The 20,304-nt window shown below is 65.5% G+C and carries 20 protein-coding genes; 6 read left to right on the top strand and 14 right to left on the bottom strand.

Features of this window, described 5'->3' with window-relative positions; all coding sequences use genetic code 11:
• Together ABLE93_RS21615 and ABLE93_RS21610 are read right to left on the bottom strand one after the other, a co-directional pair.
• A partial coding sequence (locus ABLE93_RS21615) for an AI-2E family transporter (RefSeq protein ID WP_510183065.1) occupies positions 1–235 on the bottom strand: 235 nt, incomplete at its 3' end.
• A 67-nt stretch (positions 236–302) separates the two neighbouring features.
• On the bottom strand, positions 303–524 hold the full coding sequence (locus ABLE93_RS21610; protein ID WP_157048312.1) for a hypothetical protein: 222 nt from the start codon (positions 522–524) through the stop codon (positions 303–305).
• A 108-nt stretch (positions 525–632) separates the two neighbouring features.
• Here ABLE93_RS21610 and ABLE93_RS21605 point away from each other — a divergent pair, with 108 nt between their 5' ends.
• Both ABLE93_RS21605 and ABLE93_RS21600 read left to right on the top strand, forming a co-directional pair.
• Complete coding sequence (locus tag ABLE93_RS21605) at positions 633–872, top strand: transposase (RefSeq protein ID WP_348841883.1); 240 nt, start codon at positions 633–635, stop codon at positions 870–872.
• Positions 869–1,051 carry a hypothetical protein gene (locus ABLE93_RS21600; protein ID WP_348841882.1) on the top strand — a complete coding sequence of 61 codons (183 nt, stop codon included), beginning with the start codon at positions 869–871 and terminating at the stop codon, positions 1,049–1,051. The genes ABLE93_RS21605 and ABLE93_RS21600 overlap by 4 nt, the downstream gene beginning before the upstream one ends.
• 330 nt (positions 1,052–1,381) lie before the next feature.
• Here the strand turns inward: ABLE93_RS21600 and ABLE93_RS27030 are convergent, their stop codons facing one another.
• From ABLE93_RS27030 to ABLE93_RS21585, 4 genes are all read right to left on the bottom strand, one after another.
• Entirely contained in the window at positions 1,382–1,492 is a 111-nt protein-coding gene (locus tag ABLE93_RS27030; RefSeq protein ID WP_394030653.1) for a transposase, read from the bottom strand.
• A gap of 357 nt (positions 1,493–1,849) precedes the next feature.
• Entirely contained in the window at positions 1,850–4,909 is a 3,060-nt protein-coding gene (locus ABLE93_RS21595) for an efflux RND transporter permease subunit (protein ID WP_348841881.1), read from the bottom strand.
• Entirely contained in the window at positions 4,906–5,970 is a 1,065-nt protein-coding gene (locus tag ABLE93_RS21590; RefSeq protein ID WP_011993035.1) for an efflux RND transporter periplasmic adaptor subunit, read from the bottom strand. The genes ABLE93_RS21595 and ABLE93_RS21590 overlap by 4 nt, the downstream gene beginning before the upstream one ends.
• A gap of 5 nt (positions 5,971–5,975) precedes the next feature.
• Positions 5,976–7,115 (bottom strand): efflux RND transporter periplasmic adaptor subunit, encoded by a 1,140-nt coding sequence (locus ABLE93_RS21585; RefSeq protein ID WP_348841880.1) that lies wholly within the window; start codon positions 7,113–7,115, stop codon positions 5,976–5,978.
• Positions 7,116–7,290: 175 nt separating this feature from the next.
• Here ABLE93_RS21585 and ABLE93_RS21580 point away from each other — a divergent pair, with 175 nt between their 5' ends.
• On the top strand, positions 7,291–7,977 hold the full coding sequence (locus tag ABLE93_RS21580; protein ID WP_348841879.1) for a TetR/AcrR family transcriptional regulator: 687 nt from the start codon (positions 7,291–7,293) through the stop codon (positions 7,975–7,977).
• Positions 7,978–8,089: 112 nt separating this feature from the next.
• Here the strand turns inward: ABLE93_RS21580 and ABLE93_RS21575 are convergent, their stop codons facing one another.
• The 8 genes from ABLE93_RS21575 to ABLE93_RS21540 all read right to left on the bottom strand — a co-directional run bounded on the left by ABLE93_RS21575 (position 8,090) and on the right by ABLE93_RS21540 (position 15,835).
• Positions 8,090–8,869 (bottom strand): hypothetical protein, encoded by a 780-nt coding sequence (locus ABLE93_RS21575; protein WP_157048310.1) that lies wholly within the window; start codon positions 8,867–8,869, stop codon positions 8,090–8,092.
• A gap of 100 nt (positions 8,870–8,969) precedes the next feature.
• Entirely contained in the window at positions 8,970–9,578 is a 609-nt protein-coding gene (locus ABLE93_RS21570; RefSeq protein ID WP_348841878.1) for a hypothetical protein, read from the bottom strand.
• A gap of 66 nt (positions 9,579–9,644) precedes the next feature.
• Positions 9,645–10,076, bottom strand: coding sequence for a CerR family C-terminal domain-containing protein (locus ABLE93_RS21565; protein WP_348841877.1), 432 nt, complete (start codon positions 10,074–10,076; stop codon positions 9,645–9,647).
• Between the two features lie 502 nt (positions 10,077–10,578).
• A complete protein-coding gene (locus ABLE93_RS21560) occupies positions 10,579–11,169 on the bottom strand; it encodes a gamma-glutamyl-gamma-aminobutyrate hydrolase family protein (protein ID WP_348841876.1) in 591 nt (196 codons plus the stop codon).
• A 76-nt stretch (positions 11,170–11,245) separates the two neighbouring features.
• Positions 11,246–12,345 (bottom strand): IS3 family transposase gene (locus ABLE93_RS21555; RefSeq protein ID WP_348841875.1). Its coding sequence is split into 2 segments (ribosomal slippage): positions 11,246–12,093 and positions 12,093–12,345, totalling 1,101 coding nucleotides; the frame shifts between segments, so codons are not numbered across the junction.
• Positions 12,346–12,394: 49 nt separating this feature from the next.
• A complete protein-coding gene (locus ABLE93_RS21550) occupies positions 12,395–13,978 on the bottom strand; it encodes a carboxylate--amine ligase (RefSeq protein WP_348841874.1) in 1,584 nt (527 codons plus the stop codon).
• Positions 13,979–14,038: 60 nt separating this feature from the next.
• Positions 14,039–15,202, bottom strand: coding sequence for an alpha/beta hydrolase (locus ABLE93_RS21545; RefSeq protein WP_348841873.1), 1,164 nt, complete (start codon positions 15,200–15,202; stop codon positions 14,039–14,041).
• 51 nt (positions 15,203–15,253) lie between these two features.
• A complete protein-coding gene (locus tag ABLE93_RS21540) occupies positions 15,254–15,835 on the bottom strand; it encodes a TetR/AcrR family transcriptional regulator (RefSeq protein WP_348841872.1) in 582 nt (193 codons plus the stop codon).
• 154 nt (positions 15,836–15,989) lie between these two features.
• Between ABLE93_RS21540 and ABLE93_RS21535 the strand changes: the two genes are divergently transcribed.
• The 3 genes from ABLE93_RS21535 to rbbA all read left to right on the top strand — a co-directional run bounded on the left by ABLE93_RS21535 (position 15,990) and on the right by rbbA (position 20,302).
• Entirely contained in the window at positions 15,990–16,325 is a 336-nt protein-coding gene (locus tag ABLE93_RS21535; RefSeq protein ID WP_298305854.1) for a phasin family protein, read from the top strand.
• A gap of 108 nt (positions 16,326–16,433) precedes the next feature.
• Positions 16,434–17,504 (top strand): HlyD family secretion protein, encoded by a 1,071-nt coding sequence (locus ABLE93_RS21530; RefSeq protein ID WP_011993026.1) that lies wholly within the window; start codon positions 16,434–16,436, stop codon positions 17,502–17,504.
• Entirely contained in the window at positions 17,501–20,302 is a 2,802-nt protein-coding gene (rbbA, locus tag ABLE93_RS21525) for a ribosome-associated ATPase/putative transporter RbbA (protein ID WP_348841871.1), read from the top strand. Before ABLE93_RS21530 ends, rbbA begins: the two co-directional genes overlap by 4 nt.
• Positions 20,303–20,304 lie beyond the last annotated feature (2 nt).

Raw genomic sequence — 20,304 nt, 5'->3', positions numbered from 1 at the left:
GTGTGCCGGGGATGACGACGACGCAGATGCAGGCCAGGACGCTGAGTGCCGCCGCGAGGTTGCGCCGGCCACCGAGCCACCTCTCAAGCCCGCGTTGGAGCGGATCGAACAGGATCGCCAGGATGACTGCCCACAAGATCGCGCCGTAATAAGGCGACAGCAGCCAGAGGAACGCCACCGTCACGAGCACGAGGGTGGCGAGAAAGGTGAACTCCTGGATCTTCGTCCCCGGCATGGGCGGCCTTGCCTCCGTGGTTGCAGGTCCCCTATCTCGCCTGTTCCGGCCCGGCATGTCCAAGCAATCAGGGCATTGTCCCGCCTCCCGCCGCTCGGATTTCGCCGCCGGCCCCGAGGTTCCGCGTCCGGCGGCGGGCGTCGAGATCATACAGGATCGGGACGACGAACACGGCGAGCGCGGTGGACACCACCGTTCCAAAGATCAGTGAGATGGCAAAGCGTGCCGGCGGACGGATGCGATCCGTGAATTCCTGAAAGGTCGGGCCGGCAGTGCGACGGCGGCGCAAGTTGCCGAACTCGCTGCCGAGATGGAAGTTAGCCAGGCGACGGCGTACAGTATCCCTCCGACGGCGGCCGTCTTGCGAAGTGAGGCCTGATGGTGAGAATTCGTCTGTATGGACGTCTATACAGACACGCCGATCAGTCGGCTTGAGATCGTTGAGAGCGGCGGCCGGCGGCGCTTCAGCGATGAGGCGAAGCTGCGGATCGTCGAGCAGAGCTATTCGGGTCGACGCCTGGGCTCGACGACGGCCCGCAAATACGGGATCACGCGCACGCAGTTAACGAGTGGCGTGACGCGGCGCGGGCCGGGCGGTTTGGTCCGGCTTCGAGAGCAGGATTTGTTCCGGCTGTGATCGTGCCGGAGGTCGCGGCGGCGACCCGCCCGCTGATGGCGGACGGCAGCGGCCGGATCGAGATCGTGATGGCTAACGGGCGGCGGGTGCTTGTAGATCGCGATGGCGACGTCGAGGCTCTGATCCGGGTCGTGCAGGCGGGCACAATTACGTGCTCCTTCCGCGCCGACTCCGCATAATCATGGTCGGCGCATAGTTGCGGAAGTCCACCGGCCGCGTCGCCACCACGACCCGGACCGCGCCGCTCGGGCCGATCATGATCTACCCTTCAGCGCGCCGATCACCGCCTCAATGGTGGCCGGTGAAGCTCCGCTCTCGATCGTCACCCTGACCCCGCCGACGTCGACCTCGATGGCCGCCGCGCGGCGTTGCCGAGTGCGCCGCTTCGGCCGTGACCGTGTGGCCGAAGGCTCCGATGCCGGACCAACCTCCGGCGCGACCACCGCCGGCACAAACGCCGGCACCGTCTCCGCCGTCCTCCGCGCCTCGCGGCGCCAGGTGAACAGCTGTTACGGTGTCAAGCCGTGGCGGCGAGCAACCACCGAGACCACGGCGCCGGGAACGAGAGTCTCTTCCAGGATCCGTGCCCGGTCGTCCGCCGCCCAGCGCCGACGCCCCATCGCGCCGTTGATCACCTCGAAGCGCCGGACCTCAACCTCCGGCTCAAGTCTATGGTCAAGCCCAAACACAAAACGATCCTCCAATCAGGATCATCAAACTGCGCTCTCACGCCCGACCTATAAAGGTGCGCCCGGGACGACGCTTACCAAAAATGAGGGCCGTTGGTATTAGGTGGAAACCTGCGGCAGGGTCCCCCTCGACAGACCCTGCCGCAGGTCCGCAGAGCTGTCCTCAAGGCGATGACCTTGCCGTTGACGCTGCGAAACCCGCCCCAACTGGCGTAGGCTCTTCTGGAGACCGCCAATCTGATCCTGCCAAAGTCGGCTGGTCGGCGACCGGCATGACGACGACTCGGCTCAATCTTGTGCGGGTGCGTTCGGCGGCACGTTGATCCGGAACCACGCGACATACAGCGCCGGAAGAAACAGGAGGGTGAGCACCGTGCCGACGATGATCCCGCCCATCATGGCGTAGGCCATGGGCCCCCAGAATACTTCGCCGGCGATGGGGATGAGTCCGAGGCTCGCGGCGGCGGCCGTCAGCAGGATGGGCCGCATGCGGTTCTCGGTTGCTTCCACGACCGCCTCCCATGGCGGACACCCTTCCCCGCGCAGATGCTCGATCTGCACGATGAGGATCACGGAATTGCGGATAAGGATGCCGATCAGCGCGAGCACGCCGAGAATGGCGACGAAGCCCAGGGGTGCGCCGCTCGGCAGGAGCGCGGCGACGACACCGATCACCGCGAGGGGCGCCACCGCGAAGACGATCACCAGCCGCTGGAAGCTCTGAAGCTGGAGCATCAGGATGGCCGCCATGATGAACAGCATCAGCGGCATCACCGCGAGGATCGGGGCCTGGCTCTTGCCGCTCTCCTCGACGGCACCGCCGATCGCCACGTGATAGCCGGCCGGCAGCTTCGCATTGAAGGCGGCGATCTCGGGCTTCAACTGCTCGACCACCGTGTTGGGCTGGGTCGCATCCAGGATGCCGGCCTTGAGCGTGATGGTGGGAAGCCGCGACCGCCGCCAGATGGTCGGCTGCTCCAGCTCGTAGCGCAACGTGGCCACCGCCGCCAGCGGCACCGGCTGGGTGCCCGATCCGGTCAGCTGCAGGTTGCGCAGGGTTTCGAGGGAATGGCGTTCCCCCGCATTGGCGCGCGCCATGACATTGACCAGATAGATGTCGTCGCGCACCTGCGTGATCGAAGCTCCGTCCAGCACGCTGTTCATGGTTGCGGCGATGTCTTCGGAGGTGACGCCGAGCTGGCGGGCCTTGTCCTGCATCACGTCGACCTTGATGACCCGCGCCGGCTCCATCCAGTCGAAGACCACATTCCCGAGATGCGGGTTGCGTCGGACCACGACGGCGAGTTCGAGCGCTTGGGCGCGGACGGACGCGATATCGGGACCGCTGACGCGGAACTGCACCGGGCGGCCCACCGGCGGGCCGATGTCGAGCAGGTGCACGAAGGCATCGGTGCCAGGAAACGTGGCCTTCAGGTAGTCCTGCAACTCGGCCTTGAGGCGGTCGCGCGCCTCCAGATCCTTGGTGACGATCACGGTCTGCCCGAACGAGACATCCGACGGCTGCACGTCGAAGGTGAGGACGAAGCGCGGCGCGCCGGTCCCCACATAAGTCGACCAGTGATCGAGGCCGGGATTATCCTTCAGCGCCTCCTGCTCGAAGCGCGCCATTTGCGCGCTGGTCTCGGCGATGGAGGCATTCTGGGGCAGGTTCCAGTCCACCACCAGTTCGTTGCGGTCGGAGGACGGGAAGAACTGTTGCTGCACGAAGCCCATGCCGACGACGGAGACGAGGAACACCAGGATTGTCACCGCGATGGTGATCCAGCGCCGGCGCATGCAAAGGTCGAGAACCCGGGAGAACAGGCGGGAGAAGCGTCCCTTTTTGTCGTGATGGCTCTTCATCGTCGCCGGCAGGATGGTGACGCCGAGCAGCGGCGTGAACAGCACGGCCACCACCCAGGACACGATCAGCGACACCGCGATGACCACGAACAAGGTGAAGGTGAACTCGCCGGCATTGCTGTTGTTGAGCCCGATGGGAATGAAGCCCGCCACCGTCACCAGCGTTCCGGTCAGCATGGGGAAAGCCGTCGACGTATAGACGTGGGTGGCCGCCTTCCGCAGGGTATCGCCGGCTTCGAGCCGCGCCACCATCATCTCCACGGCGATCATGGCATCGTCCACCAGCAGGCCGAGGGCGATGATGAGCGCGCCGAGCGAGATGCGCTGCAGCGAGATGCCGGAACTCGCCATGACCAGGAAGGTGATGGCCAGCACCAGCGGGATCGAGATTGCCACAACGAGCCCCGCCCGCATGCCCAGACTGACGAAGCTGATGGCGAGCACGATGATCACGGCTTCTAACAGGGCCCGCGTGAAGCCGCCCACCGCCTCCTCCACGATCTGCGGCTGGTCCGACACCAGGTGCACGCCGACGCCGATGGGCAGGTCCGCCTCGATCTTCGCCATCTGCGCCTTCAGCGCCTCGCCGAATTCGAGCAGGTTGGCGCCTGCCTTCATGCCGATGGCGAGGCCGATGGCTGGCTCACCGTTGAAACGAAACAAGGAAATGGGCGGGTCAACATAGCCGCGGGTAATGGTGGCGACGTCGGTGAGCGGGAAGAACCGGTCGTTGATCCGCAGATTGATAGCCTTCAGGCTCTCGTCAGAGGTGAACTGGCCGTTCACCCGCACGCTGACGCGCTCGGGACCGGCCTGCAGCACGCCCGACGGCGTGATGGCGTTCTGCGCCTGCAATGAGGACAAGATGGCGCGCTGGTCCAGCCCCAGCGCGGCGAGCTTGCGCGTGGAGAACTCCAGATAGATGACCTCGTCCTGCGCCCCGATGACCTCGACCCGGCCGACATTGGGCACGGTGAGCACCTTGGCGCGCACGTCCTCGACCTGGTCGCGCAGCTCGCGCTGACTCAGCCCGTCGCTCGTGAAGGCGTAGATGTTGCCGAAGACGTCGCCGAACCGGTCGTTGAAGTTCGGCCCGACCACCCCTTGCGGAAAGGACCCCTTGATGTCCCCGATCATGTTGCGCACCAGGACCCAGGTGGGAGGAACGTCCCGGGCCTTCGTGGTGGCGCGCAGATTGACGAAGATCGTCGTCTGGCCCGGCACCGTGATGCTCTTTGTGTAGTCGAGGGATTCGAGTTCCTCAAGCTTCTTCTCGATCCGGTCTGTGACCTGACGCGTGACGTCTTTGGCGGAGGCGCCGGGCCACTGCGCCTGGATCACCATGGTCTTGATGGTGAAGGCGGGATCTTCCTCGCGTCCCAGCTTCAGGTAGGAGAATGCTCCGGCCAGAATGAAGGCGATCATGAAGAACCAGACGAGCGAGCGGTGATCGAGCGCCCAGTCGGAGAGATTGAACGGCTTCACGGCTGGGCTTCCTGCTCGATGCGGACCTTTTGGCCGTCGGAAAGAGAGTGGATGCCGGCCGTGACCACTCGCATGCCGGCCTCGACGCCTGAGATCACGCGTCTGCGCCCGTCGCTGACGTCTGCGACTTGGACATGCTGCAGGACGACCGTCTGGCTGGACGCCTCGACGCGCCAGACGAAGGTCTTCCCGTCGCGATCGAAGACGGCGCCCGCCGGCACGAAGAGGGCGATCGCGCGCACGACCGCCGGCTTGGCGGTGATCGTCGTGCCGAGCCGAAAACTGTCCGGCGGTTGGTCGAGCCCGATACGGATACGGCGTGTGCGGGTCGCCGCGTCGGCTTGAGGCGCGATCTCCCGGACCTTGCCATTGGCGGTGACGGACGCATCGCGTCGCAGGCTCACGATGAACGGGGTTCCGATCCTGAGCTCGCCCACCAGATCCTCGCCCACGTCGATCACGGCCTCGCGCACATCTGGCCGCGCGACGGTGACGATCCGTTCGCCTGGCGCCACCACCTGGCCGACTTCGGCCCCCACCGTCGTGACGACACCGGCGAAGTCCGCCTTCAGCTGCGCATAGCCGAGCTGCTCGCGGGCCTTGACGAGATTGGCCTGAGCCTTCGCCATCGAGGCCTGGGCGGCGGCACGCCCCTGCTCGGACGTCTCGAACGTGGCGCGGCTGGTGGATGCGGTTTCGAGGAGCGTACGCTGACGATCCTCCACACCGGAGGCGTTGGCCAGCTGGGACTGGGCATTGGCGACTTCGGCAACGGCAGAGCGCACGGCGAGCTTGAGCGCGGCATCATCGATCGCCGCGACGACCTGATCCTTCTCCACCCGGTCGCCGACACCGACCGGCCGCGCGACGAGCCGCCCCAGCGAGCGAAAGCTCAGCTCCGTCTTGAACTGGGGCTCGATGGTGCCGACGGTTACGACGTTCCCGGTGGCGACGGGCCTGACGACGGTCGACAAGACCGGCCGCGGAGGCTTAGCCGGCGAGGTCTCTTCGTTGCAGCCGGCGAGGGCGGAACAGGCGACGAGAATGAGGAGGAGCGGCATCTTTTTCACGACCGGCTCTCCGCGTCATATGTAACAATCTGGCCGGGGCTCAGCAGCTTGCCGCCTTCGACAACGACCACATCCCCGGGCGCGAGCCCATGGGAGATCACGATCGTCCCCGTTCCGTAATCATCGACGGTCACCGTCTTCAGGGAGACCGTCTTGCTGGCCCGGTCCAGGCGCCAGACGGCGGGCGTGGCACCCACCGCAGCGAGCGCGCTCCATGGCAGAACGATCCGTTGCTCCGGCTTCCAGGTCGCGGTGCCGGTGACCGGGCTGCCCAGGGTCATCGCCGCAGGCGGGTTCTCGATGGCCACCTTCACGTGCACCGTGCCGGTCTTGGGATCCACGGTCGGCGAGATTTCCCGCACGTGCCCCGTCGCGGTCACCGCAGGATCGGAGACGAGGGCCAGCGCGATCCTGTCGCTCTCCGCTTCCCGGAAGAATGTCTCGTGCACATCGAACACGGCGTCCCTGTCCCCGTCCTGCGCCAGCGTGAAGACCGAAAGCGCCGCCTGCGCCACCTGTCCTGCTTCGAGATTGCGGACGGTGATGACGCCGGCCGCGCTTGCCCGCAGTTCGGTGTAGGTCAGCGCGTCCTTGGCGGTGCCGAGCTGCGCCTTGGCCACCTCGAGTGCGCTTTTAGCGCCGCCCAACGCTTCCTGCGCCTGATCGTAGGCCGCACGCGTGGTGAAGCCCTTGGCGAGGAGCGTCTTCTGCCGCTCGAAATTGGCGGTGGCGACCTTGAGCCGGGATTCGGCTGCTGCGACCGCCGCGGTAGCGGCGGCGAGATCGGCCTGCTGTTCCGTGGGAGCGAGGCGCGCCAGGACGTCGCCGGCCTCAACATGCGCGCCCACGTCCACCAGACGTTCGGTCACCCGCCCGGTCACGCGGAAGGAGAGTTGCGCAAGGGTTCGGGCCTGCACGTCTCCGGTCAGGACGATCGAGATCGTTCTGTCGACCATCTGCACGGTCTGGACGCGAACAAGAATAGGCTGCTTCGCCGTCGCCACGGAGTCCGCGCGGTCGCAGCCCGCCAGGGCTTGCATGAGCACCAACATCAATACCAGCGGCCCTGCGGGTCTCGCAACGGGCCACGCGCTCGACCATCGATCGGAGCGGCGCGCGGGAATGGGGTCGATCATGGATGCAGGCTCACAACAAGGCGCATGCCGAACCGCCTCATCCCTGGGCGATCCGAATGTTAGGCCTTCGTGGATATTATTGACTAACTCGTAAGTCAATAGATAGATTGGTTTCCGGCGAAACGTCGCGTCGCTTGCATGCGGCCAGGCACGCTCACGAATGGGTAGACAAGCCATGAACGCACCGACCAAGGCCCGGATGCGCCGCAAGGCGGACCGACCGGGCGAAATCCTCGAGGCGGCATTCGAGGAATTCGCCAAGCACGGCTACGCCGCGACCCGGCTCGAAGACGTGGCGAAACGCGTCGGCGTGACCAAGGGCACCATCTATTTCTACTTCGAGACCAAGGAACGCGTCTTCGACGAGATGATCCGTCACGTCTCGCGGCCCATTTTCGACGAGGTGACCAGCTTCGTTGCCGCGCTCGAAGGTCCGTTCGGGGTCCGGCTGCGCGCTCTGCTCGACTTTCTGTTCCGTTTCATCGCCGAGGAGCGCGTGGGCCGAGAGGTGATGCGGTTCCTGATCGCTGAAGGCGCGCGGTTTCCCGATCTCGTCGAGCGCCACCACCGGGAGTTCCTGGTGCCGTTCCTCGAACGCCTGCGCGAGATGATCGCTGCCGGCATCAAAGCCGGGGAGTTTCGCGCCACGCCGGCGCTCCGATACCCCGAGCTCATCTTCAGCCCGGCGCTGCTCCTGAACGTCTGGTGGCTTCTGTTCGACAACCGGCATCAGATCGACGTGAAGATGTTCATCGATGCCCAGTTCGACCTTCTCATGGATGGTCTGTCGATGGGCGGTCTGGAGTCGGAGCCCAAGAGGGTTTCAGCAAAGTTGCCCCGCTCCGGGCGCTCCAGGGCATAGGCATAGGCTCATCGGCCGTCAACATCACGCTGCTGCGGCACGACGCTGACATATGCGAAGCTCCTCGCGCCGATCATGGGCCGGCGCGAGGAGGCATGCATCGATTCAGCGCTCACTTCATGGCGTCGGAAAGGGAGTCGCGGATGGATTGATAGGTCTCGACGACGCGCGTGCGCACATCCTCGTAGGCCTGCTTCGCCTTGTCCCAGGAGCTCGCACTGGCCTTCTTCAGGCTGGCCGCCCGCGCCTTGAGCTCCTCAACCTTCTTCTCCAGTGCCGCGATCTGCTTGTCGACGGCCGCGCGCTGGTCCTGGGCGAGCTTGGCGGCATCGGCCTTGAGCTTGGAGATGGTGCTTTCCAAGGCCTTCTGGCGGGCTTCGACCTGAGCGAGAAGCACCGCCTTGCGCGTGTCGAAATCGGCGTGGACCTCATCCAGATAGGTATCGACTTCCTTCTGGAAGGTCTTCCAGCTGTCGTCGAGGGACTTGCGGGCGTCGGTGATCTGTGCCGCCGTCCACGTTCGACTGTTGTCGAGCATCGCCTCGGCCTTGGCCCGATAGGCGTCGCGCGTCTCCTGCAGCTGTTTGACGGCCGCATCGGCCTTCGCCTTCACGGCGCCCTTGAGCTCAGCCGCATTTTCTTCCACGACCAAGACGCTGGCATCCAGTTCGGCAAGCCGCTCCTGCGACCAGGCGATGGCCTGTCGGGTCAGGGACGGATCGGCCGGCACAGTCGTGGAGGAGGGGGCGGCCGCCGGAGCGGGTGCCGGTTTCACCTCAGGAGCCGCGCCCTGTGCCGGCGCGGCCGCCGGAGCAGGGGTCGTCGCGGGGTCTTCTGCGTGGGCGGTGGCCGCCGGCAGGATAGCGATCCAGCCGAACAGCGCGGCACCCATCTTCCAGGCGCGAAAGGGCATCGTATTTCTCCCTGATATTGTCGACGTTTGCGTCAAATGGAACGGGGCGCCGAAAGCCGCGCGCCGCCGGGCGTTCGGATCAGAACAGCTTCGCCAGTGCATCGGTGATCTTTTTGACGGTCTTTTCGTGAACCGCCTTCGTCTCGGCGATGCCAGCCTTGATCGCCTCCCGGGTCTCCTCGCCCGCGCTTGGTGCCTGGCCGAGCTTCACCTTGGCCTTCTCTGCTTCTTCGCTGAGTCGTGTCATGGCGGTATCGAATTCGATGCTTGCCTTCTCGACGGCGGTTTCGGCCTGCACCTTCAGACCGTTCAGCGCGCGCTCGAAGGACTTGCGCTGGGCTTCGACCCGCGCGGAGATGGCCTTGCGGACCACATCGGATTGCTCGCTGGCGGACGCCAGGAAAGCCTGGAAGGCGGATTCCACTTCCACCCATTCCTCTTCCACGGCCTTCTGCGCCATCAAGACCGCGCCCTTCGTTTCGTCCGCCTGAGCTTGCAGAAGCGCAACCTGCTCCTTCAGCTTGGCTTGGGAGTCGCGCAGGCGGGAGAGCGCCAGATCGGCGTTGCCGCGGGCTGCCTGCTGAAGCTCGCCGGCGGCTTTCTCGGTCTGAGCGACCATGGCGTCGACTTCGTCGAGCCGTTGCTTGGCCCAGGCGATGGTTTCGTGGGCGGACGATTGCTCTGTCATGAACAGACTCCTCAAGTTTACGCGTTGGGACGTCTTCCCCGCGGGAATTTGGCGTGGCGCTGCGGACTATGGCGTGCCGGTCAACAGGTCACTGCGGGTCAGGCCATGGATGAGGGCATCGACCTTCGCCATGTGCGCCGACTTGAACTCCGTCCAATCCATGCCGCGCAGGAGGATGCCGCGCAGCAGCCGGAATCCGGCTATCCCAGTGATGATGGCGGTCACGCGGAGCCGGACGGATTCATCATTGATGGATGCGGGCGCGATCATCCGCACCGCTGCGACGAGTTTTTCCTGAAAGGGGGCAATGGCCTGATCGTGGATGAGCTGGAAGGCTTCGTCATTGTCATAGGCGCAACGGGCGAAGAAAGAGGCCCAGGTGCATGGCTCGGCATCGTCGAGCAGGACGCGCAGGTAACCGGTCAGGGCCTTCTCAAGCCGCTCTTCGGGCGAGGCGATGGCGGGATCGTCATGGCGGGATCGTCCAGGATGGCGCAAAGAGCACCTACCCGCAGGTGAGCGTAATCGGCGATCTCTCGGGCCGCTTCCATGTAGAGCTCGCGCTTGCCCCCGAAATGATAAGGAATGGCGGACAATGTGACGTCCGCCATTCGGCCAGCATGCACGTGGTGGTTCCCTCGAACCCTACGCGGCCGAAAACATCAATGGCAGCTTCGATCAGCTGCCTTCTCGTCTTCAAACTGCGTGATTCATGACCATTCGCCGACTGACCGGATGTGTGCAAGCTCATCGACTATCGCCTTTTGTAAATATAGTACGATCGAACGAACCTTTTATGAAGGGATCCGTTGCAGGCGCAGAGCACCGTTCCGCAGACGACGGCTCCGTCGCGGTCTGATCCAACCGAGGAGAATGCCCGGCTGAGGTGGGTGAATGGATCTCCTCCAGATGGTCTCACCCTGGCGCGCCCTGATCAGCAAGTGCAAAAATAGGAAATGCTCCTCGCCATGCAGCCGCCTCGGCGGGGAGGAGCCTCGCCTCATTCCGCTGCCAATTGCGACTTATTGCCCGCCGTCCCCTTGGCAAATCCAAGGCGGCGGGCCCGCGCGGCCGCGACGAGGGATTTGAAGGTCCGACGCGCGAAGGCACGGTGCAACAGGAATTCCGGATGGAACTGTACACCTACGCAGAAGGAGCGGGTTTCATGCTCGATGGCCTGGATGAGGCCGTTGGCCTCCGCACCGGTCACCTTGAAGCCTGCGCCCAGATCCTTTACCGCTTGGGTATGGATGGAGTTGACCGCCAGCTGCTCACGACCTGATAACCGCGCCAGCCAGCCATCGGGCGTCAGAAATACGGTCTTGCGGTAAAAGATGCGGCGCAGAAAGCTGGTGGGATAATTCTCTTCATGGTGGCTGAGGTCCGGGTAGAGGGTGCCGCCCTCCAGCACGTTCAGCATCTGCATGCCCCGGCAGACGCCCAGGACTGGAATGTCGTGCTCCAGCGCCGCCTGCGCCCAGGACGCCTCCATGTCGTCGCGGGCGAGGTCGTACCGGTGGCCCGTCTTCGGAGCGCCGCCATAGCGGTTGGGGAAAACATCCGAACCGCCCCCGAAAAGCAGGCCATCCACCGAATGGGGGTCGCGCGGGGCTGAAGCGCTCCCCGTTTCTAGGCCACCCAGAGCTGGAAAATTCCGGGGTTAGGGCTCATTCCGGCGGGGATGCCGGAGAGCCATTCATGAGCGCGATCGGCGGCTTGTTGCCGATCGCGCTGTGCGGCCGAACCTCGTTATAGTCTCTACGCCAAGCCTCCATTTTCGCCCGCGCGTCGTCAAGGCTCATGAACCAGTGCGTGTTCAGGCATTCGGCCCGGAGCTTGCCGTTGAACGACTCGATAAAGCCGTTGTCCGTGGGCTTTCCGGGCCGCGAGAAGTCGAGCACCACGCCCTTCTGATAGGCCCACAGGTCGAGATCCCGACTGACGAACTCCGATCCCTGATCCACCCGGATGCTCTGCGGATAGCCGGTGCTCCGGCAGATCCGCTCCAGCGTCAGAACGACATCCTCACCCCGATAGCTGAACCGCGGATCCACCGCCGGCGAGAACCGCGTGAAGGTGTCGACGATGGTCAGAACCCGGATCTTCCGGCCCGTGGCGAGCTGATCGTGGACGAAATCCATGGCCCAGGTCTCATTGCTCCGCGTCGCCGGACGGCGGTCGTCCCGCAGCTTCGCCTTCACGCGGCGCTTCGGCACCTTGTTCCGCAACTGAAGGCCCAAGTCCTTGTAAAGGCGATAGATCCGCTTCGGATTGACCGCCCAGCCCTCTCGGCGCAACAGGATGTGCACGCGGCGATAGCCATAGCGCACGCGTGTCTCGCAGATCTCCTTGATCCGCTGGTTCAGCTCGGCCTGCGTGCCCCGCTTCGACTTGTAGGCATAGAGCGCACGATCGACCGCCAGGGTGGCACAGGCACGCCTGGCCGACACCTTCCAGTCTTCGCGCAGCCTGTCCACAAGCTCCCGCTTGCGCGCAGGCCTCAGAGCTTTTTTGACAGCACGTCCTGCAACATCGCCTTGTCGAGCGACAGGTCCGCCACAATCCGCTTCAGCTTCGCGTTCTCATCCTCGAGCTGGCGCAGCCGCCGCATCTCCGAGGGCATGAGGCCGGCGTATTTCTTGCGCCAGTTGTAGAACGTCGCGTCCGAAATCCCGGCCTTCCGACACACCTCCGCCACCGGTGTCCCGTCTTCCGCCTGCTTCAGCACGAACGCGATCTGCGCCTCTGTGAACTTCGACGCCTTCATGGAACTCTCCTCGTCCCCGAGCCGGGGATCATAAGTGGAAAATTCCAGCTCAGATTGGCCTAAAAAACGGGGGGCACGTCAGGGCCTTTGATGTAATGGCCGTGGCTTTGCCCCCTGCCAACCAGATCGCGAAACGCATGGCGTGGTAGGCCATCCAATCGCCTTCGTCCGGCTTGGTCACGCCGATGATGGGACGTCCGCCGGCATCGTAGCGACGGGAGGTGGCGGGCCTGCCCGTGCGGCCGGAGCGAGCCTTGTCGGTCGCCTGAGGTGCGGCGTACCTGAACTCCGGTGGCAGCTCGCGATGCTCGAGCAGGCTGGACACCACGAACAATATGCCCAGGCCCACGGCGGGATCGTCGTCGAAATCAAGCTCGGAAGGCAGGTCCTTCTGCTCTTCCAGGCGCGTGCGGAACTCCTTGAAGACGCGCGCGCCTTTCGCGGCGGCGCTCGCCGATTCCAATAACTGGTGCGCCGCCGACAGGATTTCCTTGCGTGATGCGTCCCTTCGGCTTTGCGCCCAGGCTTCCGCGGCGCGTTCCAGATCGGGGTCGGAGGCGGCCAGATCCTCGGCTGCGGAGAGGATCCACGCCCCCGGTGTGCGGGTGCGGTGGCCTTGCAGGACGGCGTGCGGATCGGCCGCCGGCAGCGCGCGGCCCGCCGCCAGCTGGAAGGCCAGCCAGGGGAAATCCACGCCCGAGGACATGGAATGGTAGAGCCCGGCCCAGTAGCGGGGGTTCATCTCGATCATTTTCGGCGGCGTCGATGGGTCGCCGTTCCAGCGAAAGTCGATCTCTCCCACGCCGTTCCATCCTGTCGCCTTGAGCAGGGCGCGGGCCGCTTCCCTGAAGGGCGTGTCGTCCACCGTCTCGCGAACGGCGCCGGCACCCGCCTCGCGGGGGAATTGGGCGAGGTTGCGATAAACGACGATCCCCGCCAAATCTCCATGATCGGCGATGATGGAGACGCAATAGTCCTCGCCCTCCACCAGTTCCTGCAACAGGATCGGGCGTTCCGGACCTGCGGCCTTCAGATAGGTGTCCAGCGCGGCTCGATCCCTGATCTTTTTCACGCCGCGCCCGCCCACACCGTCGGTCGGCTTGGCGATGAGCGGGAAATCGGCGGCGACGTTCGCGGGCAGACCGTTTCGGAACGTCCCCGGCTCAAGGATGCGGGTGGCGGGACCCGGCAGGCCGGTCTCTTTCAGAAAACGGGCGAAGTCATCCTTGGGCGAGATCATCTCGATGGAGGCGAGGTCCGGTGCCGCGACGCGGATCGCCGGCTCGAAGCGTTCGCGGTATTTGGCAAACAGGCGCGCATCGCGAAAAGCCGGCATCAGCACATAGGGGCGGTCGTCCTCTGGTGCGTATCTGCGCACAGCCTCTTCGAAATCGGCCAGCGCCTGTTCTTCGTCATCCTCGAAAGCCGTGTGGGTGAAATTCTCGATCACATGGCGCGAAAAGGAGAGGACGGTCATGTTCACATCATCGCAGCCGATCACCTCAACCCCATGCTCGTGCAGAGAGCGGGCGATGGCCAACGCCATCAGGCTGCGGCCATAAGTGACGATCACCCGCCCGGCGGATGGAGCTTCGTCGGATAGCGGTACTCCAAGGATGTGGCGGTTGGGCATCCGATCGTTTCCCTCTCAGAACAACGTGCCACAACGAGGCGCGGTTGGGCGGGCCCCTGGTCAGTCGGCGAGCGCCCCGCCCGCCAGAGTGAACGGGCTCGACAGGGTCGTTCCCACCGCATCGAAGACGAAGGCACCGGCACGGCGCAGATCACCGCCCGCGCCGTCGCCGCGGGTCGCCGCGAGCCGCGGATAGAGCGCGGCGAGGCTGGCATAGCGGTCGTGCTTGAGCGGGTCCGAAGTCGTCAGGCTGGAGATGTCGACGATCTCAACGTTCGCCCTCACCGCGGCCTCTTGGACCCGCGGGTCGTCCACATCAAGCGCCCCGACCCGCAGGCGCTCCCCGCCGATCTGGCTCGACACCGACAGCGCCACGTCGTCCCGCGAGACCAGCACGACCATGGGCGGCGAAAGTGGCCCGATTACCGCCAGCTGCGCACGGAACACGTCCACGTCGATGTCCGGAGCGGCGAGCACTACATCGAGCCGGCCGATGACGGCGCCTTTTCCGGCAAGCCGCAGCTGGCGCAGCGCCTCCATGGTGAGCCAAGCGCCCATGGAATGGGCCAGCACCGTGATGCGCCCGTTCCCCCGATCGCGGACGAGGAGGGTCAGGAGGTCCGCGAGGCCGTCGCGGGAATAGGTGACGGCCTCCTTGTCGGCGACATAGCTCGTCACCTTCGCCTCGGACGGCCATGCGAAGAGGATGGGCACACCGGAGATGTCGGCGTCCGCCGTCATCTGCGCCAGCCGGAAGAGGGATTCCTGGAAACTTCTGTTGTAGCCGTGGACATAGACCCCCACCTTCCGTCCTCCGGTTACGCGCCCCGCGGCCGCGACCCGGCGCTCGAACGTGGTGCGGTCGAGCGTGATCTGCTCGACGGTGGCGAAACTCGTCGCGGGATTGGTAGGTCCCTGCGGCCATTCGATCTCGCCGGGCCGATGTCCGGGGGGCACGGAAATCCTGAACGCGGCGAAGTTGAGAGCCGCCGCGCGCCCCGTGGTGAAGTTGTTGCTCTCGGGCGCGCCGCGGGCCCGTGTGGTGGCGACATAGACCGTCACGACCCTTGCACCGGGGACGGAAGCGAACGTGGGGGTGAGCACCTCCGGGCCCGGGCGCGGTGCGCAGCCCGCGATCAGGGTCAGCGCCAAAAGCAGGGCCAGCCGCTTCGTCGCAGAGACGAAACGGCCGCTCTCAGGTCTTGTGTTCCCTCCCGGCTCCATCGGCTCTCCCCCGTGTTGGGTCGCAATCAAAAGGTCCGTAGAGCACGGCCGTCAAGTGTGCCTTCCCGCCTCGCCCATCATGCAGGTGATCGCCTCGGTCATACGACGCTCCAGTTCTCCGCCCTGAGGCTCCTGCAGCGGCGCCACCTGCAGGACCGTGCGCATAATGCCGATGCCCACGAGGAAGGCGGCGATCATCGATGCCTCTTGCATTCCCGGCTGGCCCAGCCGTCCGCTCAGAGGCGCGATGAATTCTTCCACGATGAACGCGCGCAGAACGGTCGCCGCCTTCGGGCTGGACAAGGAGCGGATGACGATGTCGAGCGGCCCGACCTCGTCGGGTGACCGCGCGCCGTCGCGTGAAAAGATCTGGCTGGCGAGCACGCGGGCGGGATCGGCGGCGGCATCCGCGAGAATCCGGTCGGCCTGGATCGTCGCCCTGACGGCCTCGGTGAACAGGCGTTCCTTGGAGCCGAAGCAGCGGTGGACGTAGGCGACGTCGACCCCGACGTCGGCCGCGATGTCGCGCAAGCCGGTCTCTTCATAGGAATGCATGGAGAACCGCAGGATCGCAGCCGCCAGGATGCGGTCCCGCGTCGCCATTGCGGGTTTTGTTGCCGATCCGATGAGCATCACCCCCTCATGGAAAAATGGTTGCTGCCTGTCGCTCCTATGCCTAGGATCGGACCCGGTCAACCTTGGTTGATCAAGCTCAAGGCGCCGCCGGCGATATCGATCCAGCTTGTTTTTGCGATAGGCGCGCCCTTTGATGGCGAGGAGAGCTGCAATGACGAGCGAGACCACCACGATCGGGATGCAATCGTGGCTGAATCAATTCACGAATGCGGCGCCGGGCCAGTTCGACTGGACCAAGTCGGTCTCCGAGGGGCCGTTCAAGCTCTACGGAGCGTTGTACAAGCAGATGCTCGCTGGCGCGGCGCGCCAGCTGCAGATCCAGGCGGACTACGTCGGGAGACTGGCGGAATGCAAAGACCCGGGGGGGGCGCTCGCCGCCCAGAGCGAGTTGGTGCAGAAATCCGTCGCGTGCTGCGTCGAGAGCGGACAGCAGATCGCGACGGCAATGGGCCAGGGTGTTCCGCAGGCTTCTCAATTAGACGCTTGAGCTGACGTGCTTTCTTCGCGCGACGTGGTTTCCATGGTCGCGCGAAGACGTTTCTGTTCCGCCCACGCCGTTTATGAGCTCCGAATTTCAACGAGAGCCCCCGACCCCATGACCTCGACCCGGAAGCTTCTGATTTTCGCAACCCTCGCCGTGATCATGGCCGGCGGAGGGTATTGGGGGTGGCAGACGTTTTTCAACAAGAGTCTGCCTGACGGCATCGCCAGCGGAAACGGGCGCATCGAGGCGACCGAGATCGATGTGTCCACCAAGATCCCAGGCCGCATCAGGGACATCCTTGTGGATGAAGGCGACTTCGTCGAGGCCGGCCAGATGCTTGCCCGCATGGACACGGAGCAGCTCGAAGCTCAGCGCCGACAGGCACAGGCTCAGCTCCAGCGGGCCTTGATCGGCATCGACACCGCCAAGAGCCTCGTCACCCAGCGCGAGGCCGAACGCCGCGCCGCGATCGCCACCATCGCCCAGCGCAACGCCGAGCTTGACGCGGCGGACCGCAAGCTCGCGCGATCGAGCCAGCTCGTGAAGACCAATGCTGTGTCCCAGCAGGTGTTCGACGACGACCGGGCGAGCGCCGAGGGCGCCAAGGCCGCCGTGGCCGCCGCCGAGGCCCAGCTCGCCGCCAGCGAGGCCGGGATCAGCACCGCGAAGGCGCTCATTGTCGACGCCGAAGCGGCAGTGGACGCGGCGCGCGCGGCCATCGACAGCATCACCGCCGACATCAATGACGGCGTGCTGAGGTCCCCCCGCGCCGGACGCGTCCAGTATCGTGTTGCCCAGCCCGGTGAGGTCTTGTCCGCGGGCGGGCGGGTGCTCAATCTCGTGGATCTCGGCGACGTGCACATGACCTTCTTCCTCCCCACCGTCCAGGCCGGGCGGGTCGCCCTTGGCGCGGAGGTCCGGCTCGTGCTCGATGCGGCGCCGCAATACGTCATTCCGGCCAAGGTCACCTTCGTGGCGGACGTTGCCCAGTTCACGCCCAAGACGGTGGAGACGGAGGAGGAGCGCCTCAAGCTCATGTTCCGGATCAAGGCGCAGATCCCGCCGGAGCTGCTGACGAAATACATCCAGCAGGTCAAGACCGGCCTGCCCGGCATGGCCTATGTGCGGCTTGATCCGAACGTGGAGTGGCCGGCCCGTCTCCAGCAGGGCCTCCTGCAATGAGCCCCTCGGAGGAAAGCGGCACGCCTCCGCCTCCCGCATCCGTCCGGCCCGTGGTGTCCGTGCAGGCGGTCTCCCTCTCCTACGGCAAGACCCGGGCGCTGGACGGGGTGAGCCTCGATATCCCTGCCGGCCGCATGGTCGGGCTCATCGGGCCGGACGGGGTCGGCAAGTCGAGCCTGCTGTCGCTGATCGCCGGAGCGCGGGTCATCCAGCAAGGACAGGTGGAGGTGCTGGGCGGGGACATGGCCGACGCCCGCCACCGGCGCATCACCTGCCCGAAGATCGCCTACATGCCGCAAGGCCTGGGCAAGAACCTCTACCCCACCTTGTCGGTGTTCGAGAACGTGGATTTCTTCGGCCGCCTGTTCGGGCAGGGCCGGGCCGAGCGGGAGCGCCGGATCGGCGAATTGCTAGAGAGCACCGGCCTTGCCCCCTTCGCCGACCGCCCGGCGGGCAAACTGTCCGGAGGCATGAAGCAGAAACTCGGCCTGTGCTGCGCCCTGATCCACGATCCGGACCTGCTCATCCTCGACGAGCCCACCACAGGTGTTGACCCCTTGTCACGACGCCAGTTCTGGGAGCTGATCGAGACCATCCGCGCCGGCCGGCGGGGCATGAGCGTGATCGTCGCCACCGCCTACATGGAGGAGGCCGCCCGCTTCGACTGGCTGGTGGCCATGGATGCCGGCAAGGTGCTCGCCACCGGCGCGCCCGCGGATCTCCTGGCGAAGACCGGGGCCGCCAACCTCGACGCCGCCTTCATCGCCCTGCTTCCTGAAGAACAGCGCGCGGGGCACCAGGAGGTGGTCATTCCGCCCCGCCCGGAGGGCGCGGACGGGGAGATTGCCATCGAGGCCGAGCATCTCACCATGCGCTTCGGCGACTTCACCGCGGTGGACGACGTGAGCTTCCGCATCGCCCGCGGCGAGATCTTCGGCTTCCTCGGCTCCAATGGCTGCGGCAAGACCACCACCATGAAGATGCTCACGGGCCTTCTGCCGGCGACCGAAGGCAAGGCCCGCCTGTTTGGGCAGGAGGTGGATCCGGACGATTTGGCGGTGCGCCGCCGCGTCGGCTACATGAGCCAGGCCTTCTCGCTCTACACGGAGCTGACGGTCCGGCAGAATCTCGATCTGCACGCCCGCTTGTTCCGCTTGGAGCCGCAGGCGATCCCGGCCCGGATTGCCGAGATGGCGCAGCGCTTCGATCTCGCGGACATGATGGACGCGCTGCCGGACGCCCTGCCGCTCGGCATCCGCCAGCGCCTTTCGCTGGCGGTGGCCATGATCCATGCGCCCGACATGCTGATCCTCGACGAGCCCACCTCGGGCGTCGATCCCATCGCCCGCGACGGCTTCTGGCAGATCCTCTCGGACCTCTCCCGCAAGGACAACGTGACCATCTTCGTCTCCACCCACTTCATGAACGAGGCGGCGTTGTGCGACCGCATCTCGCTCATGCACGCGGGCAAGGTGCTGGTCAGCGACCGTCCGGCGGCGATCATCGAGACGCGCGGCGCCAAGGATCTGGAAGAAGCCTTCATCGCCTATCTGGAAGGCGCCATCGGCACCAAGGCAGCGCCCGCCGCGCCGCCGGAGCATCAGCCCGTGTCGGCGACGAGCGACCTCGTGGAGGAATGGGCCGGCAAGGTGGCCACTGACGGCGGCACCAAATTCAGCCTGCGCCGCATGTTCGCCTATACCCGCCGCGAGGCGCTGGAGCTGCGGCGGGACCCGATCCGCGCCGCCCTCGCCATCCTGGGGAGCGTGCTCCTGATGCTCGTGGTGGGCTACGGCATCAACCTGGACGTGGAAAACCTTTCCTTCGCCGTGCTCGACCGCGACGACACCACGGTGAGCCGCGACTACGTGCTTCAGATCGCCGGCTCGCGCTATTTCACGCAGAAGGCGCCCATCACCGACTACGCCGACCTCGACCGGCGCATGCGCAGCGGCGAGCTCAGCCTCGCCATCGAGATCCCCCCCGGCTTTGCGCGTGACGCCGCGCATGGGCGCAAGGTGCAGGTCGCCGCCTGGATCGACGGCGCCATGCCGGTCCGGGCGGAGACCGTGCAGGGCTACGTGCAGGGCATCCATGCGAGCTGGCTCACCCAGAAGGCGCGCGAGCTCTACGGCAAGTCCGCCACCGTCGGCGATTTCCAGCTGCAGATCCGCTACCGATACAATCCAGGCGTCGAGAGCCTGGTCGCCATGGCGCCGGCAGTGATCCCGCTGCTCCTGATGATGATCCCCGCGATGCTGGCGGTGCTCAGCGTGGTGCGCGAGAAGGAATTGGGATCGATCATCAACTTCTACGTGACGCCAGTGACCCGGCTCGAATTCCTCGTCGGCAAGCAGCTGCCCTACGTAGCCCTCGCCATGCTGAACTTCCTGATGCTGACGGCGGTCGCCGTCTTCATCTTCCGTGTGCCCTTCACCGGCAGCTTCCTCACTTTCACCTTCGGTGCGCTACTCTACGTCATCATCGCCACCGGGATGGGGCTCGTGATCTCCACCTTCATGAGCAGCCAGATCGCCGCCATCTTCGGCACCTCCCTCATCACCCTCATCCCGGCGGTGCAGTTCTCGGGGATGACCGACCCGGTCTCCTCCCTCCAGGGCGCCGGGGCGTTCATCGGGCGCATCTACCCCACCACCTATTTCATGGTCATCGCCCGCGGCACCTTCTCGAAGGCCCTCGATTTCGCCGACCTGTGGAGCGCGTTCGTGCCGCTCCTCATCACCGTGCCCGTGCTGCTGTGCCTCGGGGCCGTCCTCCTCAAGAAACAGGCGACGTGAGC

Source organism: Xanthobacter pollutisoli (assembly GCF_040044995.1).
Lineage (GTDB): Bacteria > Pseudomonadota > Alphaproteobacteria > Rhizobiales > Xanthobacteraceae > Xanthobacter.
Note: the sequence above shows the minus strand (reverse complement) of the source record. Positions and strands in the feature narration are given on the sequence as shown.

Coding starts and splice junctions, on each gene's coding strand:
- ABLE93_RS21550 (WP_348841874.1), bottom strand. CDS start 13,978: ATGCCCAACCGCCACATCCTTGGAGTACCGCTATCCGACGAAGCTCCA.
- ABLE93_RS21590 (WP_011993035.1), bottom strand. CDS start 5,970: ATGCCGCTCCTCCTCATTCTCGTCGCCTGTTCCGCCCTCGCCGGCTGC.
- ABLE93_RS21530 (WP_011993026.1), top strand. CDS start 16,434: ATGACCTCGACCCGGAAGCTTCTGATTTTCGCAACCCTCGCCGTGATC.
- ABLE93_RS21540 (WP_348841872.1), bottom strand. CDS start 15,835: ATGCTCATCGGATCGGCAACAAAACCCGCAATGGCGACGCGGGACCGC.
- ABLE93_RS21585 (WP_348841880.1), bottom strand. CDS start 7,115: ATGATCGACCCCATTCCCGCGCGCCGCTCCGATCGATGGTCGAGCGCG.
- ABLE93_RS21575 (WP_157048310.1), bottom strand. CDS start 8,869: ATGGGTGCCGCGCTGTTCGGCTGGATCGCTATCCTGCCGGCGGCCACC.
- ABLE93_RS21570 (WP_348841878.1), bottom strand. CDS start 9,578: ATGACAGAGCAATCGTCCGCCCACGAAACCATCGCCTGGGCCAAGCAA.
- rbbA (WP_348841871.1), top strand. CDS start 17,501: ATGAGCCCCTCGGAGGAAAGCGGCACGCCTCCGCCTCCCGCATCCGTC.
- ABLE93_RS21605 (WP_348841883.1), top strand. CDS start 633: ATGGACGTCTATACAGACACGCCGATCAGTCGGCTTGAGATCGTTGAG.
- ABLE93_RS27030 (WP_394030653.1), bottom strand. CDS start 1,492: ATGGGGCGTCGGCGCTGGGCGGCGGACGACCGGGCACGGATCCTGGAA.
- ABLE93_RS21535 (WP_298305854.1), top strand. CDS start 15,990: ATGACGAGCGAGACCACCACGATCGGGATGCAATCGTGGCTGAATCAA.
- ABLE93_RS21545 (WP_348841873.1), bottom strand. CDS start 15,202: ATGGAGCCGGGAGGGAACACAAGACCTGAGAGCGGCCGTTTCGTCTCT.
- ABLE93_RS21580 (WP_348841879.1), top strand. CDS start 7,291: ATGAACGCACCGACCAAGGCCCGGATGCGCCGCAAGGCGGACCGACCG.